15 protein-coding genes are annotated in these 15,525 nt (G+C 42.3%); 9 read left to right on the top strand and 6 right to left on the bottom strand.

Translation table 11 applies throughout. The features are described from left to right. The first annotated feature begins 196 nt into the window (after positions 1–196). A complete protein-coding gene (locus ACVBIO_RS06635; RefSeq protein WP_447172246.1) occupies positions 197–2,353 on the top strand; it encodes a bifunctional 2',3'-cyclic-nucleotide 2'-phosphodiesterase/3'-nucleotidase in 2,157 nt (718 codons plus the stop codon). Positions 2,354–2,537: 184 nt separating this feature from the next. Here the strand turns inward: ACVBIO_RS06635 and ACVBIO_RS06630 are convergent, their stop codons facing one another. From ACVBIO_RS06630 to ACVBIO_RS06620, 3 genes are all read right to left on the bottom strand, one after another. Continuing rightward, entirely contained in the window at positions 2,538–2,720 is a 183-nt protein-coding gene (locus tag ACVBIO_RS06630; RefSeq protein WP_447162868.1) for a hypothetical protein, read from the bottom strand. 332 nt (positions 2,721–3,052) lie between these two features. Further along, positions 3,053–3,355 (bottom strand): Fis family transcriptional regulator, encoded by a 303-nt coding sequence (locus ACVBIO_RS06625; protein ID WP_447162869.1) that lies wholly within the window; start codon positions 3,353–3,355, stop codon positions 3,053–3,055. Positions 3,356–3,381: 26 nt separating this feature from the next. Then, positions 3,382–3,750, bottom strand: a complete 369-nt coding sequence (locus ACVBIO_RS06620) for a hypothetical protein (protein WP_447172245.1) — start codon at positions 3,748–3,750, stop codon at positions 3,382–3,384. 194 nt (positions 3,751–3,944) lie between these two features. Between ACVBIO_RS06620 and ACVBIO_RS06615 the strand changes: the two genes are divergently transcribed. Then, positions 3,945–4,556 carry a DUF938 domain-containing protein gene (locus ACVBIO_RS06615; RefSeq protein WP_447162008.1) on the top strand — a complete coding sequence of 204 codons (612 nt, stop codon included), beginning with the start codon at positions 3,945–3,947 and terminating at the stop codon, positions 4,554–4,556. Positions 4,557–4,570: 14 nt separating this feature from the next. Here ACVBIO_RS06615 and yjjG read toward each other — a convergent pair whose 3' ends face one another. Both yjjG and ACVBIO_RS06605 read right to left on the bottom strand, forming a co-directional pair. Beyond that, positions 4,571–5,257: a pyrimidine 5'-nucleotidase gene (yjjG, locus tag ACVBIO_RS06610; protein ID WP_447172244.1), complete on the bottom strand. Its 687-nt coding sequence runs from the start codon at positions 5,255–5,257 to the stop codon at positions 4,571–4,573. Between the two features lie 651 nt (positions 5,258–5,908). After that, positions 5,909–7,699, bottom strand: a complete 1,791-nt coding sequence (locus tag ACVBIO_RS06605) for an acyl-CoA dehydrogenase C-terminal domain-containing protein (RefSeq protein WP_447172243.1) — start codon at positions 7,697–7,699, stop codon at positions 5,909–5,911. 219 nt (positions 7,700–7,918) lie between these two features. On the opposite strand from ACVBIO_RS06605, the gene ACVBIO_RS06600 reads away from it, so the two are divergent. The 7 genes from ACVBIO_RS06600 to ACVBIO_RS06570 all read left to right on the top strand — a co-directional run bounded on the left by ACVBIO_RS06600 (position 7,919) and on the right by ACVBIO_RS06570 (position 14,838). Further along, a complete protein-coding gene (locus ACVBIO_RS06600) occupies positions 7,919–8,767 on the top strand; it encodes a D-hexose-6-phosphate mutarotase (protein WP_447162005.1) in 849 nt (282 codons plus the stop codon). A 357-nt stretch (positions 8,768–9,124) separates the two neighbouring features. Beyond that, complete coding sequence (locus ACVBIO_RS06595; RefSeq protein ID WP_447172242.1) at positions 9,125–12,373, top strand: YdbH domain-containing protein; 3,249 nt, start codon at positions 9,125–9,127, stop codon at positions 12,371–12,373. Positions 12,374–12,476: 103 nt separating this feature from the next. After that, complete coding sequence (locus ACVBIO_RS06590; RefSeq protein WP_447162003.1) at positions 12,477–12,677, top strand: YnbE family lipoprotein; 201 nt, start codon at positions 12,477–12,479, stop codon at positions 12,675–12,677. 24 nt (positions 12,678–12,701) lie between these two features. Continuing rightward, positions 12,702–13,022, top strand: coding sequence for a YdbL family protein (locus ACVBIO_RS06585; protein ID WP_447162002.1), 321 nt, complete (start codon positions 12,702–12,704; stop codon positions 13,020–13,022). Positions 13,023–13,433: 411 nt separating this feature from the next. Then, on the top strand, positions 13,434–13,940 hold the full coding sequence (locus ACVBIO_RS06580; RefSeq protein ID WP_447162001.1) for a rod shape-determining protein MreB: 507 nt from the start codon (positions 13,434–13,436) through the stop codon (positions 13,938–13,940). A gap of 55 nt (positions 13,941–13,995) precedes the next feature. Beyond that, complete coding sequence (locus ACVBIO_RS06575) at positions 13,996–14,412, top strand: lysozyme inhibitor LprI family protein (protein WP_447162000.1); 417 nt, start codon at positions 13,996–13,998, stop codon at positions 14,410–14,412. A 48-nt stretch (positions 14,413–14,460) separates the two neighbouring features. Then, on the top strand, positions 14,461–14,838 hold the full coding sequence (locus ACVBIO_RS06570; RefSeq protein ID WP_447172241.1) for a hypothetical protein: 378 nt from the start codon (positions 14,461–14,463) through the stop codon (positions 14,836–14,838). A gap of 159 nt (positions 14,839–14,997) precedes the next feature. On the opposite strand, the gene ACVBIO_RS06565 is transcribed toward ACVBIO_RS06570, so the two are convergent. Further along, complete coding sequence (locus ACVBIO_RS06565) at positions 14,998–15,513, bottom strand: GDYXXLXY domain-containing protein (RefSeq protein ID WP_447172240.1); 516 nt, start codon at positions 15,511–15,513, stop codon at positions 14,998–15,000. Positions 15,514–15,525 lie beyond the last annotated feature (12 nt).

Below are 15,525 nucleotides of genomic sequence, written 5' to 3'. Positions count from 1 at the left end.
CCCTTAAACCAACTAACCAGTAGAACATAGCGCAACAAATTGATACAAGCGAAACCCAGTCAAGATCACAAATCTCTCATCAATTATCTTTATACTCTGACCCCGCTAATAGTGAGTTATGCCAAAAATAAACCTATTAGTTTTTTGGGAAGGAGCACTCCTTCTCGGGGTCTAAACAAATATAAGAGTTATGGATATGTTAAATAAGAAAGTGCTAGCCGTTGTTATCGCTTCATCACTGGGACTCACTGGCTGTGATTGGCTCGATAATGATGATGACAATAATAAAGACAATACCATCAGCGTTCGCCTGATGGAGACGACTGACATCCACACCAACGTGATGCCGTACAATTACTTTGTCAGCGAAGAAGTCAACGAAACTAAGTTACCTGAATGGGGCTTAGCACGTACATCTTTGGTTATCGAAGCAACGCGTGATGAAGTTCAAAACAGCATGCTGTTTGATAATGGTGATTTAATCCAAGGTAGCCCAATGGGCGACTATATGGCGTCGCTGGGTACTAAGCACGTTAAAGAAAATACTCACCCTGTTTACAAAGCAATGAATGAATTGCAATACGATGCCGCTAACTTGGGTAACCATGAGTTTAACTACGGCCTAGAGTTCCTTGATGAGTCACTTAAAGGTTCAGACTTCCCTTATGTGAGTGCTAACGTATGGAAAGTTGATAACTCGCTAGAGAAAGTAAGCAATGCTGCACAAGAGTGTGAAGTTCGCATTACTGAAGAGTTCTACGACCAAGCTGAGCATAAGTATGAGCCATATGTGATCTTAGATCGTGAATTTAAGAGCAGTAACGGCGAGTCTTACTTAATTAAAGTGGGTGTAATTGGCTTTACCCCGCCAAACATTATGGGCTGGGATGCATCATTACTTAAATGTAATGTGATGGTGTCTGACATCAAGAAAACTGCTGAACATTATGTGCCTAAGATGAAAGCTGAAGGCGCAGACATTATTGTTGCGATTCCTCACTCAGGTCTAAATGACAATGACAATGAGTTTGCTGAAAACGCAACATTACACCTTGCCTATGTCGATAATATTGATGCAATCATGTTTGGCCACGATCATCGTGAATTCCCAAATACAACGGGTGAATACGGTGAAATCGAAGGTGTCGATGCTAAGCTTGGTCTAATTAATGGTGTTCCAGCTGTTATGCCTGGTTTCTGGGGCGCTAAGTTAGGTGTTATCGACTTAACCCTAACAACTAAAGATAACGGCGAAAGCTGGAGCGTTGACCATACTCAGTCAACTTCAGAGCTTCGTTCACTAGTACCAAACAGCTCTGACCCAATCATCGAAGACTTAGTGGCTAAAGAGCACCAAGGCACGATTGATTACATGTCTACATCTATTGCTTCAATCGATGTGAACATGAACAGTTTCTTCCCACAAGTGGTACCTGATTTATCTATTCAGGTTGTTAACGAAGCGCAACTGCACCAGTTAATGAAGTGGAAAGCTGAAGGTGAGTTTAAAGATGCTGCTGACGACGCTATCTTCTTGTCAGTTTCTGCACCTTTCAAGTCTGGCCGTAACGGTCCACAAGACTTTACCAACATCCAAGAAGGCGAGCTAACTAACGCATCTGTTGCTGATATCTATGTATTTGATAACAATACACCAGCTGTATTGAAGATGACGGGTTCTGATATGAAGAACTGGATTGAGTGGGTTAACTCAAACGCATACAACAGCCTACCTTTAGCAGCTGATGAACGCTTCCTAAATGAATCATTCCCAGGCTATAACTTTGACGTATTCTTTGGTGGTTTCAGCCAAGCTGGTGAAGGCCTACTGAAGTACACTGTAAACGTAGAAAACGAATCAAAGTACATCAAGATTAATGGCTTTGAGTATGAGACTACCACTAGTGAGCAGATTGACAGCCTAACTTATAACGGCGTTGAAATTGCTGATGATGCAGAAATCTATGTCATTACTAACAACTACCGCGCGTCTAACGTGAAAATGCCAGGTGTTGATAAAGCCGTTCTAGTTAAAGAAGAAGCGGCATTTAATAACCGTGAGTTAGTGCAATACTATCTAGAAGACTCGCTAGCAGACAACCAAGGTGATGCATCATTGGCATTCCCGAATGCTGAAGTGTTTAAGCTTGTAGCACCAGAAGCACAAGCAAAAGGTGGCGTTTGGTTTGCATCTGCAACACTAGATGAAGCGTTCCGCTGTGTAGACAACGGCATCACTGGTCTTTCTACAGAAAAAGAACAAGAAACTAAAGCGGGTACTGAAGGCTTTACTAAGTTCCACTTTAACTTTGACTACAGCGGTGAGTTCAACTGCGCGGCTAAAGCCAAGTAGTTAACACAAAGTAGCTAACACAAAGTGAATAAGGCGCCTTTAAAGTAGGTTAAATTAAAACTTAAATAAAAGCTCTAATAAACTAAAAACCCTACTTAGCGATAAGTAGGGTTTTTTATACTCAATAACTGGGCGCTTCTTTTAGACTGAAACAAATGCTTAAGGTTTTAACTTAAGCCAGTCACTAGTTTGCGGGAAAAAACAATTGGTAGACCCAGCGTGCACCATAAAACCCTGCTGGAATGCCTGCGATAATTGCAACCATTAACGCAAAAAACTTCAGTCTCTTATGATTCAAGTCAGATAAAAGCGCTTCAATATCAGAATCATGCATCGATTCTTGAGACCTTACCTTATTAGGCTCCATGTCTATTCGACTCCTTGTCCTATTCATCACTTATTATGTAACAGTGTAAACCATATTAAGTTAACTGCAGATATAGATTTTAGTATAAGAATGTTTCTAAACATTCCATACGGAGTCAAACATCCATTGGTGTGTCTGGTCTAAAAAAGATAATGCAACGGCTAAAATAAGTGCGAATGCAAAGTTGGGCAGCCAAGCTAATGCGTCAGTTAATACGTTTACTAATACTTCAACGAACAACTGCGAATACGTTTACTAATACTTCAACGAACGACTGCGAATACGTTTACTAATACTTCAACGAACGACTGCTAACACGCAATAAGCACGCTTTATTTAGCGGGCGCAACGTGAAACCGGCACTGTTTATTGACTTTGTTCAAGCTTATACCCTCTGCTTGCAAGAGCTTTTGGGTCAATGTCTGTATTCGTGCAGTCTCACCGCTGCGGATCGCCCTATCCAATAAGCTTTGTGACTCAAATATAAAGCTTATCATCAAGCTGTCTGGCATTTTTGCAAAATTAACTTGGTGAGTCACCCACATAAACCCTGCAACTTGCTCCTTAGCGGCCTCACAAACCTGAGTCAGGATAATGCGAATAGTGTTATCAATTTTTTTATCGGTTTTTCTCAACGCAGTCTCCTTTCCCGCTTTAACGATTACTGACCTTGATTAATCGCTATCAGTTTATTAATAAAGGCTTTTAGAGCATCTTTAGAGCCGAAGCTAAAGGCTAACCCGTAGTGAATACCATTCACGCTCTTTTGCACTCGTTTAGGGAATCGCGTCATCTCAGAGTAATGACAATATTGGTCTTTGACATTCACGCCTTCAATCGCGCTAAAGTCAGCTTTAAACACTTCATAAGCGGGACGGATCACCAGTTGTGCTTGCTTGCCATCCACATACAGATAAAACGGTTCTTTCAACTTAGGAAGCATGTACTCGGTAACTTTCTTGATTGAAAAATTAGTTCTGCACTCAAGTTCACTCAAGAGTGAAACGATCTCATTTTGTTCTATAGCCAAAATAATGCCTGTTAACCTCAAAATTGTGCTTAGATATTAACGCTTTTTATCTACAACGCCTAAGGGTTATTGCGGGGGATATTACGTGTTAACAGCATGATTTATTGAGTAGAGCGCTTTCTTAAGCAAATCATTGAATTTAGTTAATAGACGCGGTAAAACAGTAAGCCTAATTCGATAACAAAGCATCAACAGTGAGCTCATTACCTTACTCTCAATCTTGTGAAAACAATAAAACAGCTATAGGTGCAGTGTTAGAGCATAGCTTTAGCCAAGCCAGTCAAGTACTCGAAATTGGTAGTGGCACGGGGCAGCATGCAGTCTACTTTGCCAAGCTCTTGCCCCATGTCACCTGGCAAACCAGCGATCAACTCTGTTATCACGCGGGGATCAATGCCTGGTTAACCCAAGAGCCAAGCGACAATTTACACGCTCCCTTGGTACTTGATGTCACAGAAAATTGGCCAATAGATAAACTCGAAAATGGCCAGATTGATGCGGTGTTTACCGCTAATACCTTGCATATTATGGCTAAGTCTATGGTCGAAGATTTATTTGACGGACTAGGGAAGCATTTGGCGCTTAACGGACAATTTTGCGTTTATGGCCCGTTTAACTATCACAGACAATACAGCAGCGACAGTAATCGCAACTTCGATCAGTGGTTATTTGAGCAAAACCCACAAAGCGCAATTCGAGATATTGAGTGGATTATTGAACTCGCAGCAAAACAGGGGCTAGTGTTAATCACTGATTACCCCATGCCTGCTAATAACCGTCTGCTGCATTTTGAAAAGCAAAGCTAACGCGTTAATAAGCTTTAAGCCACCAGCTTTGTCGCTAATATCTGGCGAAGCTCGCACAAAGAGCCCACTTGATAATGCGGGTTAATACCGTCAGGCTTCTCTGCTCCATTGCTATTAAGCCAACAGGTATGAAGACCCGCATTAATGCCGCCTAAGATATCTGAATGCGGGTTATCACCCACCATCAGTACAGAGTCCTTATCGGGATTGCCCATCAACTGCAATGCATGATTAAAGATCCCCACATCCGGTTTAGCTACGCCAACCTCTTCAGAGATCACCAAAGGCGAAAAACGATCCGCTAAGCCCACTTTTTCTAAACGTATGGTTTGTAATTGGGTAAATCCATTGGTAATAATCCCCATATTGACGCGCCCCGTTAGCGAGTCAATTAACGCTTGAGCACCTGGTAGCAGCTGACAAATGTCAGCCATTGCAGCAAGAAAATCATTATTGAGTCTTTGTGTTGAAACGGTGAGCTTGTCTGCCCATGATTCAAAACGAATATTCTGCAACTCTTGAGCGGTTAACTTACCGTCTTGATAGTCAACCCAAAGCGGTTGATTTACCGTTTGATACTGAAGGAAGTCTTGACGAGTAAAATCCACATCAAAACGGGAGAACATTAATTGTAAGCCTTGAAAAGCATCAAAGTGAAACAAGGTCTCGTCTGCGTCAAAAAGTACCCATTTATACTGCATGTTTATCCTATTAAATGAATACAGCCATCGCTGCTAAATACTGTTGTGAATACTGCAATCAATTGTGAATTTTGCAATCAATTGAAAAGTGCAGTCGGTAAAGTGCGGCAAGATTAGCGCAGTAGAGGTGCTGTTGTCTAATCGCAGTCACTATCGCAGTCACTATCGCAATCACAATCTCAGTTACTATCTCAATCTCTATCGCAAGCCCAATAAAAGGTGATCGACTTAGCGTATTTTTTGACAAACTAATGTACGGCGAAGGGATGAGGATTGGTTATACCAATCAGTATAAAGATTTGGTCGCTCAGCGAGAGTTTAGCGGCACTGAGACAAGGCAACGAGTGAAGAGCATAGTAATTCTACGTTTAAGATCCCTCTTGTTCCATAAGATTCACAGTATCAGAGCCGCTAAAACTCGCCATTCTGGAGCGTTTTTAGCTGCCTACTTCTGCGTTGAACAACTTCACAAGGGAGCAACCATTCTTTCAGTTATTCGCCTTGAATTAGTTTTCCAAAAAACGTTCTGAGTAGATCAACTTCTTATACTGATTGGTATTATTGTGAGGTTATTCAATCTAGACCTTGATATCGAAAACACTCCTTCCCGCTATGGCAGTCAGGAGTGCTCCGTTAAAGCCATTTTACGCGTTAAAAAGCACTGTCATCAAAGGCCATAATACCTTCACTTGCCGCTTGAATTTGCTTACGCAAGCTCCGAGTCTGCACTGCCCAGTAGTTCATATAAAATTGCGCTGTGCTCAACTTATCTTGATAAAATATACTTTCATCAGTACCACTGGCTAAAGCTTGCAACGCCTTCTCGGCTGTTCGAGTCCACATCCATGCTAACGCTGTTATACCCAATATTTGCATATAAGCCATAGACGCCGCGCCAATTATATCGGGATTTTTTGGCGCATTCGCGGCTATGTAGCCCGTGGTTTTTTCAAGATCGCCCGCTGCATCCATCAAGCCGGTAATATAAGGCTTCATCGCATCATTAGACATATTGTGCTGAATAAGGCCTTTAACCTGCTCAGACCATGCCTGCAAGGTGGCGCCTTTATCTGATAGTATTTTTCGCCCGACAAGATCAAGCGCCTGCACACCATTGGTGCCTTCATAGATCATCGCAATACGGCTATCACGCACAAACTGCTCCATGCCCCATTCGTGAATATAACCGTGCCCGCCAAAGACTTGTTGAGCGTCAACACACGCCTTAAAACCTTGGTCAGTAACAAAACCTTTCACTATTGGAGTAAACAATGCCGCTAGCTTTGACGCCGCTTTAGCTTGCTCTGGGTCTTGGTGTCTCTCGGCTTCATCAAGCCAAAGTGCTTGCTGCCCCATCAATGCTCGAGTGCCTTCGTTAAAGGCTTTTTGTGACAATAACATTCGACGAACATCACCATGCACCAAGATAGAGTCTGCTGCCTGTTCTGGCTGGTTAGGGCCACTTAATGCTCGCCCTTGAATACGATCTTTGGCATAAGCTAATGCATTTTGATAAGCGATTTCAGATACGCCCAAACCTTGTACACCGACTCCGAGTCTTGCCTGATTCATCATGGTGAACATAGCGCGAAGCCCTTGGTGCGGCTCGCCGACGAGTTCACCAATAGCGCCATCAAAATTCATCACACAGGTCGAGTTACCATGGATCCCCATTTTATGCTCTAAACTGGCGGCGCAAAGGCTATTGCTCTCACCTAGGCTACCGTCATCATTAATTAGCACTTTTGGCACCACAAACAAGGAGATCCCTTTAACCCCCTCAGGAGCATCGGGAAGCCTGGCTAATACCAGATGTACAATATTGTCGGTTAAATCATGATCGCCAGATGAGATAAATATCTTCTCTCCAGTGATCGAGTAGCTATCATTGCCAACAGGCAACGCTTTAGTTCGCAGCAGTGCTAAGTCAGTACCAGCATGGGATTCTGTTAGATTCATGGTGCCGGTCCATTCACCACTGACTAGTTTTTCTAAATATTTAGCTTTTAACGCCTCACTACCATGAGCATGTATCGCAGCATAAGCCCCATGAGTAAGGCCTGGGTACATAGCAAATGCCATATTGGTAGCCGTTTTCATTTCAGTGGCGAAAACGCCAACCACCTCGGGTAAACCTTGGCCACCATACTCAGGATCACAGGTGAGAGTTGCCCAACCGTTGTCAACATATTGCTGATAAGCATCGATAAAGCCTTTAGGTGTGACCACTTTACCATCAACTAAGCGGCAGCCTTCCACATCCCCACTGCCATTTAATGGAAGCATAATATCAGTGGTAAAGTCTGCGACGCCTTGCAGAACGGCATCAATCAATTCCGGGTCAAATTCATCAAAGCCAGTTAGGTTTTCTTGTTGATAAACATTGAGAAGTTCGCCAAGAACAAACTGATAGTCACGTATTGGCGCTTGATAAATAGGCATAATGTCGTCCCTTTCATCTCTTATTAATAGTTATGAGTAATGGTCAGTGCTCTGACCACCATAACTAAGTTTGCACAAAAACTCAGCAATAATCTGACTTTGTTTGTACAAGAGAACAGCATTACCGTAAATACAGTCAAAAGAAGGCTTATCTCTAAATTGAAAAACGGGTAAGCTGAATCAATTATTCGTGCTAACGCTATGAAAGGACAACTCCCCATGGGTTCGGTCACCACCAAAAAACATGCTAACGGACTAGAATATGTCGACGTCAATACGCCTTTGTGTAAGGCCAGGATTTTTATGCAAGGGGCGCAAATTGATTACTTTGAGCCTGTAGGCAAAAAGCCATTACTTTGGGTGTCTAGCGCCGACGACTATGAACCTGGTAATGGTATTAGGGGCGGTATTCCAGTGTGTTGGCCTTGGTTTGGTATGAGTGATAACCCAGACTTTCCACAGCACGGGTTTGCTCGTACCCGCATCTGGTCTCTGGAGTCAGTTAAGATGCGAAATCAACTCGTTGATTTAAAGTTCACCTTGAAAATTAGCGAGGAGGATAAACAGTTTTGGCCTCACGATACTGACGTAACGATGCTGTTTACCCTAAGCGACACGCTCAGTGTCAGTCTCATCAACACCAACCATAGTGATTATGATGTCAGTCTAACTCAGGCGTTGCACAGCTATTTTCCAATCAGCGATATTCACCAATTAAAAGCGACAGGCTTTAGTGCGTCTAAGTATATTGAATTTGCTAAAGGCCCCTTCCCACAAGAAGGTGATAGCGTTGATTTTACCCGTGAAACTGACCGGGTTTATACAGATTTAAGTGATTGCCAAGAATTACATACACCAGATGGTGTAATTGAAGTGCGCCGCGAAAACAGCAAGAGCGCCGTGCTTTGGAACCCTTGGATAGAGAAGTCTGAGCGTTTATCTCGTTTCAATAGTGATGACTACCTAACGATGGTGTGTCTAGAAGCGGCAAATGTATTAGAAGATAAAGTGATATTGGCGCCTAACGAGAGCCATACATTGACAACCCATATCGCTTGGAAAGCGTAAACGTTTAGCATGAGAAGGTCTAATCACAGATCTTCTCTCTTACTTATACTTCTTAATGAGTCCGTAGCTCTCACTGAGTTAATAAGCCTATTGAGTTCATATTCACCTCAGACTCAGACACTGCACAGTGACCATTACACATGGCCTTTAAAATCTAAAAATGACTAGGTCAGATATAAGTTGTCTGCATAAGTCTCTCCCTTATGTTTTAAGTCGGTTATACAACTAAAAGCGAGTGTTTTTAATTCTCAGTCATCGCCTATTCAGCTCTAGAGTTAAGATGTTAGAATCCTCAGACTATACTGAAAGCGAGCAGGCAAATATCGCCTTTAGCCAACGACAGATGGAACCTTTCAAGTGCAACAGGCAGGACTGAAAAGCTGGCGACATAAAGCCGCACGATATACAGGTATCTTACTCTTAACCATAGTTACGCTTGCTGCTATCCTTGGTGGGGTCGTATTGTGCAATTACGAAAGAGTCACCATAGATTTAGCAAACCAGTTTCTAGCGCCTTATAACACCCAAATAAATCAACTTAGCTTTAACCCAAAAAGCTTAACTCATTGGCATGTATCGAGCACAGAATTGACGGTTGATAGCACTGATATAAAAATTACCGACCTCAATATCTTATTTGATAAAAAAACCAAACCCTGGGCTTTGAAAGTTAGCGATCTGTTGGCATTATCTGTAGAAGAAATAGATGTAAAACTTGCGCTAAATGCCTTATCAGTCTCAAGACAAACTGATAATGAAGCAGGACCGACAATTGGCCTTAACTTTGACGCCTTTCCCGATATTGAGCTCACACAAACACGCATCGCTTTGCAAGGAGCAAAAGCTAACGCCCCAATCATTGAGCTAAATAATCTGAGCTTAAACAAGCAAGGCGAACTTAAAAGCCAAATTGTGCTAGATAATCAGCCTCTACTTAGCCTGTCAGCCAAGCTAACCACTGAGCAATGGCGTGCGACCTCTAGTATTGACTTAACACTGCTGCAATCATTTAGTCGCCGCTTAGCAGCAACAGAGAAAATGCTTTATGCAAAACAAGCTAAAACACACCATAGCGCGCAACCTACAAGTCTATTATCGCCGTTGTATCGACTGACCCAGTCAATAGACGACAAAAATATCAGCTTTGATGCCACTTTGGACTCAACACTGAAACTGGATTTAACAACCGCAATCTTAACCTCTGAGCACAGTCTGCGCGGCACAAAATTAGTTTTATATAATCTTGCTGATGTCACAATGCAACCTGTCAGTTATAACCTTAGTGCTGAACAACAGAGCCAAGAAAGCTTAGGCACACTTAACTTTGATATAACTGGCCATATTGGCACACCGATTTTAACGGTCATGCCTTTTAAACTGCCACTTAGCCTGGAGCAACATGAGCAGCTATTACATCTGCTCAATGACAAACCGTTCGAACAAGCGCTGAGCAATTTGTATCAAGAGTTAAGCTATAACACCTTAAACAAACATAAAGGTCCAAGTCTGTTACTTAGCGTTGACGAAGGCTTGAGCTATCAGATAGGACAACCATCGCCAGCTGCGCCGCAGCTAAAAATACCTGCACTATCACTATCGATAAAAGACAGCCGCTTAGATGCGAAAATATTCGTTTCGCAGCTCGGCTATCAACTGCTTGGCTCTAACTCGGTATCAACTGCTACTTCTACCGCTGGTGATTACCGACTGAGCGCCGATTGGCAACTTGAGGTTAAACATGACCAAAGCATTACTCTTAACCAATTGTGGCCTAAGCTCAGAGAACTCCCCTACCAGATTAAGATAGGCAAGGCGTCATTGACAATGCAGGGGGAAATGACCGCTGCTAAGTCTAATCAACAGACTAGTTACAGTATTAAGGTCGCAAGTAACGCGGCACAAATCACCAATGGCATAACAATAGTCAGCCCAAAGTTAGCTGTTAACGCTGGATCAGCATTAGACGCTACACCACAAGCTATTTCACAAGCTATTTCACAAGCTAAGCCTGCAGTGCTCAGTAGCCATATTGAGCAAACTAAACTCTCAATTAACTCCCCTATCGAATACCGTTATCAGCAGGGAGTCACCCACTTCACCTTTCCAGCGCTTAGCTATCAAGTCACTGGTATTGACGGTGACCTGCAGCTAAGCAATACGCGTGAAGAGCAATATAAGCTTCGACTTGATCATCTTGATTTTGCACTTAAACAACCTATGCCGCTAACATTTACAACGGCTAACGCCAGTAATAACGAAAGTGCTAACTATAAAAATAGTAACGCTAAAAATTTATCGTTTACTCGCGAGCTGCTAACCCAGCAACTACATAATCAAATAAGCTTAACCCTTACACAACTTAGTCTCGACAAGTCTGGCTATAGCCCTGTCAGTCAGACAAAAAATAACAATGCCAACCAACTTAATCAACGCCGCATCAAGCAAAAACTGGTTCAGCTCGACACCGTTGAATTAAGCCAGCAGCTGACACTAAATCAGCAGCGGTTAAGTAGCGATGAAAACTGGCAGATTAATGATCTTTTCTTCACTAGTCAGCATCAGTTTGTGCCGCAATTAAGCAATTTGACTCGCTTTAACTTAAGCGGAGATTGGCAATTTAGTAGTAAATTCGCCCCAATTCTGGCTTTTTTAAGCCAAACAGACAGTTTACCTGACACGCTAGACATCCAAGGTAATACTGAGCTGGTTATGCATTATCAGCTTAAAAAGAACCAGCAGCTGGCGTTCAACATGGTGATTGACCCAAAGGTTAACGATATCAAAGGCAGCCTTTACAACCTGCCCTTCGATGGGGGCAATATGGATACGCAATGCCAGTATCGTTGGCAACAAAATAGCGCGAAAAAGCATGCAAGCTCATTTGCTTGCGACAATATAAAACTGTCGCTGCTGGCCTTTAATCCTGGCGTAATGATCACCGATATCAAAGCTGAAGCCGCAGTCTCTTTCAGTACTGGATCAGATGTTGCCCCCCAGCCAACAAGCACAAACAGCAAGCAAAATTTAGCGCTTGCACAACTACTTTTAGGCGTGAAGCAAGCCTCTGTCAGGCTGACTGCCCAAGGAGATTTACTCGGTGGCCAACTGCTTATCCCACAGTTTCAATTAAACCTTAGAAAACCATCATCAGCCTATTTTGTTTTACAGCATATTGATTTAACTAAGGTATTAGCCATTCACCCTTTAGTCGGTATTTCCGCTGACGGTATTTTTGATGGCGTGCTCCCCGTCAGCATCGAAAAAGGTAAAGCCAGTATCAGCAGAGGAAGACTCGCTGCGCGCCCCCCAGGCGGCTATATCGCTATAGGTAATAATCCCGCCGTTGAGAAGATGCGCCAAAGCCAACCCTACCTAGAGTTTGCTTTCTCAGCACTAGAACACCTTAACTACTCAGAACTCTCAAGTAGTTTCGATATGGACGCTCAAGGCGATGCTAAATTGAAAGTGAATGTAAAAGGACGTAGCCAGGGTATTGAACGACCTATCCACTTCAACTACTCTCAAGAGGAGAACATGATACAGTTGCTCAGAAGTTTACAGATAGGTGACAATTTACAGAACCAGATTGAACGCGCAGTTAAATAATCATAAATATTCAAAGAGTTATAACTGATTAAAAACCTGTATGTAGCGCTATACTGATTAAAACCTCAAATTAGCCCAACCCGTTAAGGAAAAGGATAAGCCAATGAAAACATTGCATAGTCCGAAATTATTATTAAGCCTAGTGCTCGCGCTATATGCTCTAGTTGGTTGCAGCCCGACGGTTAAGATTGAGCCGCCAGATAAACCCATTGTCATCAATCTCAACGTAAAGATTGAACATGAGATTAAAATCAAGGTCGACAAACAGTTAGATCAACTCTTAACCAACGACGAACTGTTTTAAGCAAAGGAAATAAAGGAGAACGCCATGAAGTCAAAATTACTTGTGCTTGTTACAAGCCTAATACTCAGCTTTAATGCCTTTGCAATCTCACTGCAAGATGCCAAAGCTCAGGGTCTAGTAGGAGAACAAACCAATGGCTATTTAGGTGTGGTCATTGTCTCGGCTGAGGCAAAAGCCGTTACAAGCTCGGTGAACGCAAAACGTAAAGCACACTATGAAAAAATAGCAAAGCAGAACAATATTTCTGTTAATGATGTCGCAAAGCTCGCCGCAGAGAAAGCGATTCAAGCAAGCAAAAAAGGCCATTATATTCAAAACCAATCTGGCAAGTGGATTAAGAAATAAGAGGCTCCGTAAAGCGGCCGTTATACTATAGCGGCCTAACGGTTTAGCAGCTTAGCGTAAACCCTGCTGCAGAGTATAGCCTTGTGTATGCGCTTGCCCTTTTTCTGCATTTTTTGGCTAACGTGCAAAAAATCAATTCCTAATTAAACAAAATTTCACACCTTTTTAGTCCTCGGCATTTTGCCAAATGGCTTCCCGATGCGCATTTTATGGATTTTATCGGTAAGCCCTTTACTTTACAGCAGCTATAACTCATTTAACCACATGGTTTTTCGCAGGTTTAATCTTTGGCGTACCTATCTGGTAAGATAATGAATATTTATATAAAAAGTAAGTAGTTAGCCACATTATAATTAGTATAAAGTATTAACCCGTAAATGAGAGCCTTAGTCGCCAAGGAAGCATAACATCATGATCCGTCGCTTAATCGATAAATTGAGTCCGACATTATATGTCCAGATATGGGAGAACCGTATCCGGGTTGTTGATATTGAAACCAATGGCGTATTTGATGAACAGCCGCACCTACAAGTAGAGTCGAGTAAAAACGGAGCAAAGATTGTGACCGCTTTTGGTAATAAGGCTTACGTTAATCCATTGAACCCTTTTTCTCATCCTAGAGCACTTCTCAATGATTTCTTTGTTGCTGAACGATTACTCAAGGAGATAATTAACCAACTCGCTGGCAAAAAACTCCTATCTCCCGCTCCTATAATCATTATCCATCCAATGGAAAAAACAGAGGGGGGCTTAACTATGATAGAAATTAGAGCATTTCGAGAAATGGCTATAGGCGCTGGCGCCAGAGATGTTGTTATCCATCAAGGCCAAGAGTCATTAATAAACACAGAAATCAATTTCAAAGAACTTGCAAAACAGGAGCAAAGGCTAGCTTTAACGTTATTGTCTATGCATTGAGCCGATATAAGCTAAACCATTACCAATTAAATTTATATAAAATGGGCTAAAACACTTGAAAAAAAACACTATTTTAGGCTACTCACTCTTAATCTTGTTCTCTGTTACTGCCCTAGCAAATGAGATTGATTGCGACAGTGCTTACTCGACAATCGAGATAAATCAATGTGCGGCACAGGAGCTCGATACAGCTAACATTGAGATGCAAACCTACTTAGCTAAAGCTTATGAGCACAACAGTTACGATGCAGAGCTAATTAGCGCAATTAAAGCTGCGCAACTAGACTGGCAACAGTATTTAACATCCCACTGTGACGCGGTATACACTCAGTGGCGTGAGGGCACTATTCGCGGCGTTATGGCCATTTCATGCCAAACAAAGCTAACTAAGCTGCGTACGCATGAAATTTGGGATAATTACCTAACGTACAGAGATAGCACTCCAGCCGTGCTACCTGAGCCAAAAAGCTAATTTATAATACTAATACAAAAGCTAATTTAAAAAATAGGTACTTAACAGATGAGTAGTCCTCTCGGTGGTTTGTATATTTCTTCTCTTAACCGTAATAAGCAAGCTAAGTTTGATTTATCCAGTCGCGTATATGTACAACTTAATTTGACGTTAACATACAATGCTCAGCAGCTCATTTCACAGAGCCGCTGTTTTTATGTGGGAGAGGTACAAACATTTAGTATCGAATATGGCTCTATCACCGTTGAAAGCAGCTTTATTGATTCAGCAGGGTTACTCAATCTTAGATGTCAGGTTGATTATAAGCAAAGCGACAAAGCTTTTAACGGTTTGCAAGAGTTCAACTTATCGCCGCACGAGCCCCTAAGCGGATTAGTCAATGCTGATGAGCGGTTTAAAATCACTGTGTGTGCCAAGCCTGCTTAATCGTAAGCACTAAGAGTGCTACACCAGTAACAAGCTATACTCATAACAAGTAATACTCATCAAAGTACTGCCCATCAAAGTAATGCCCATCAAAGTACTGCCCATCAAAGTAATGCCCATCAAAGCTATGGGCTTAACTTTCCTCTCGTTTAAAGCGGCTTAAATTGGTTTAAAATTTTTGTCTAGCAGGGACTCTAACAGTAAAGCCCCCTGCTCGCTTACCCTAAACTGGCCATATTTAGCAGAGTCAAATCGCTTTGCTTGTCCCTCTTCGAAAAAGAACGCATTGCTAGCAAATTTGATTTGATTGTGACGCACACGATATTGAATATTAACCACTTCATCAATCGTATCCTGAGCTTCATCAACCGACACTAATTGCGCCACTTGATTTTGGTCAAGCTTGACCTGCAGTAAACCGTCTCCATTCTCAACCTTAACTAATGGCCTGATCTTGGCCGCGATGGCATAGTTCAATGCCATATAATCCCCCTGCATTAAGGAGCGAGGGTCCACTGGAGCGAGCGCAAAACGAACCACTTTACCCTGGGCTAATTGCTGCTCTTTCTGGTATATATCCCAATTAACAACGGCCAATACTGCACAAATTGTCGCAATGACGAGATAAACAGTCATTGGATTCTTTAGCTTGATAATGTTAGTTTGTTCGGTCATAACACTCTCTTA

The sequence above is a fragment of the Shewanella sp. 0m-8 genome (assembly GCF_052977265.1).
Note: the sequence above shows the minus strand (reverse complement) of the source record. Positions and strands in the feature narration are given on the sequence as shown.

Bases quoted from the DNA above. Each gene is read 5' to 3' on its own strand.
- yjjG (WP_447172244.1), bottom strand. From the start codon at position 5,257: ATGCAGTATAAATGGGTACTTTTTGACGCAGACGAGACCTTGTTTCAC.
- ACVBIO_RS06585 (WP_447162002.1), top strand. From the start codon at position 12,702: ATGAAGTCAAAATTACTTGTGCTTGTTACAAGCCTAATACTCAGCTTT.
- ACVBIO_RS06565 (WP_447172240.1), bottom strand. From the start codon at position 15,513: ATGACCGAACAAACTAACATTATCAAGCTAAAGAATCCAATGACTGTT.
- ACVBIO_RS06590 (WP_447162003.1), top strand. From the start codon at position 12,477: ATGAAAACATTGCATAGTCCGAAATTATTATTAAGCCTAGTGCTCGCG.
- ACVBIO_RS06635 (WP_447172246.1), top strand. From the start codon at position 197: ATGTTAAATAAGAAAGTGCTAGCCGTTGTTATCGCTTCATCACTGGGA.
- ACVBIO_RS06630 (WP_447162868.1), bottom strand. From the start codon at position 2,720: ATGGAGCCTAATAAGGTAAGGTCTCAAGAATCGATGCATGATTCTGAT.
- ACVBIO_RS06580 (WP_447162001.1), top strand. From the start codon at position 13,434: ATGATCCGTCGCTTAATCGATAAATTGAGTCCGACATTATATGTCCAG.
- ACVBIO_RS06600 (WP_447162005.1), top strand. From the start codon at position 7,919: ATGGGTTCGGTCACCACCAAAAAACATGCTAACGGACTAGAATATGTC.
- ACVBIO_RS06570 (WP_447172241.1), top strand. From the start codon at position 14,461: ATGAGTAGTCCTCTCGGTGGTTTGTATATTTCTTCTCTTAACCGTAAT.
- ACVBIO_RS06605 (WP_447172243.1), bottom strand. From the start codon at position 7,699: ATGCCTATTTATCAAGCGCCAATACGTGACTATCAGTTTGTTCTTGGC.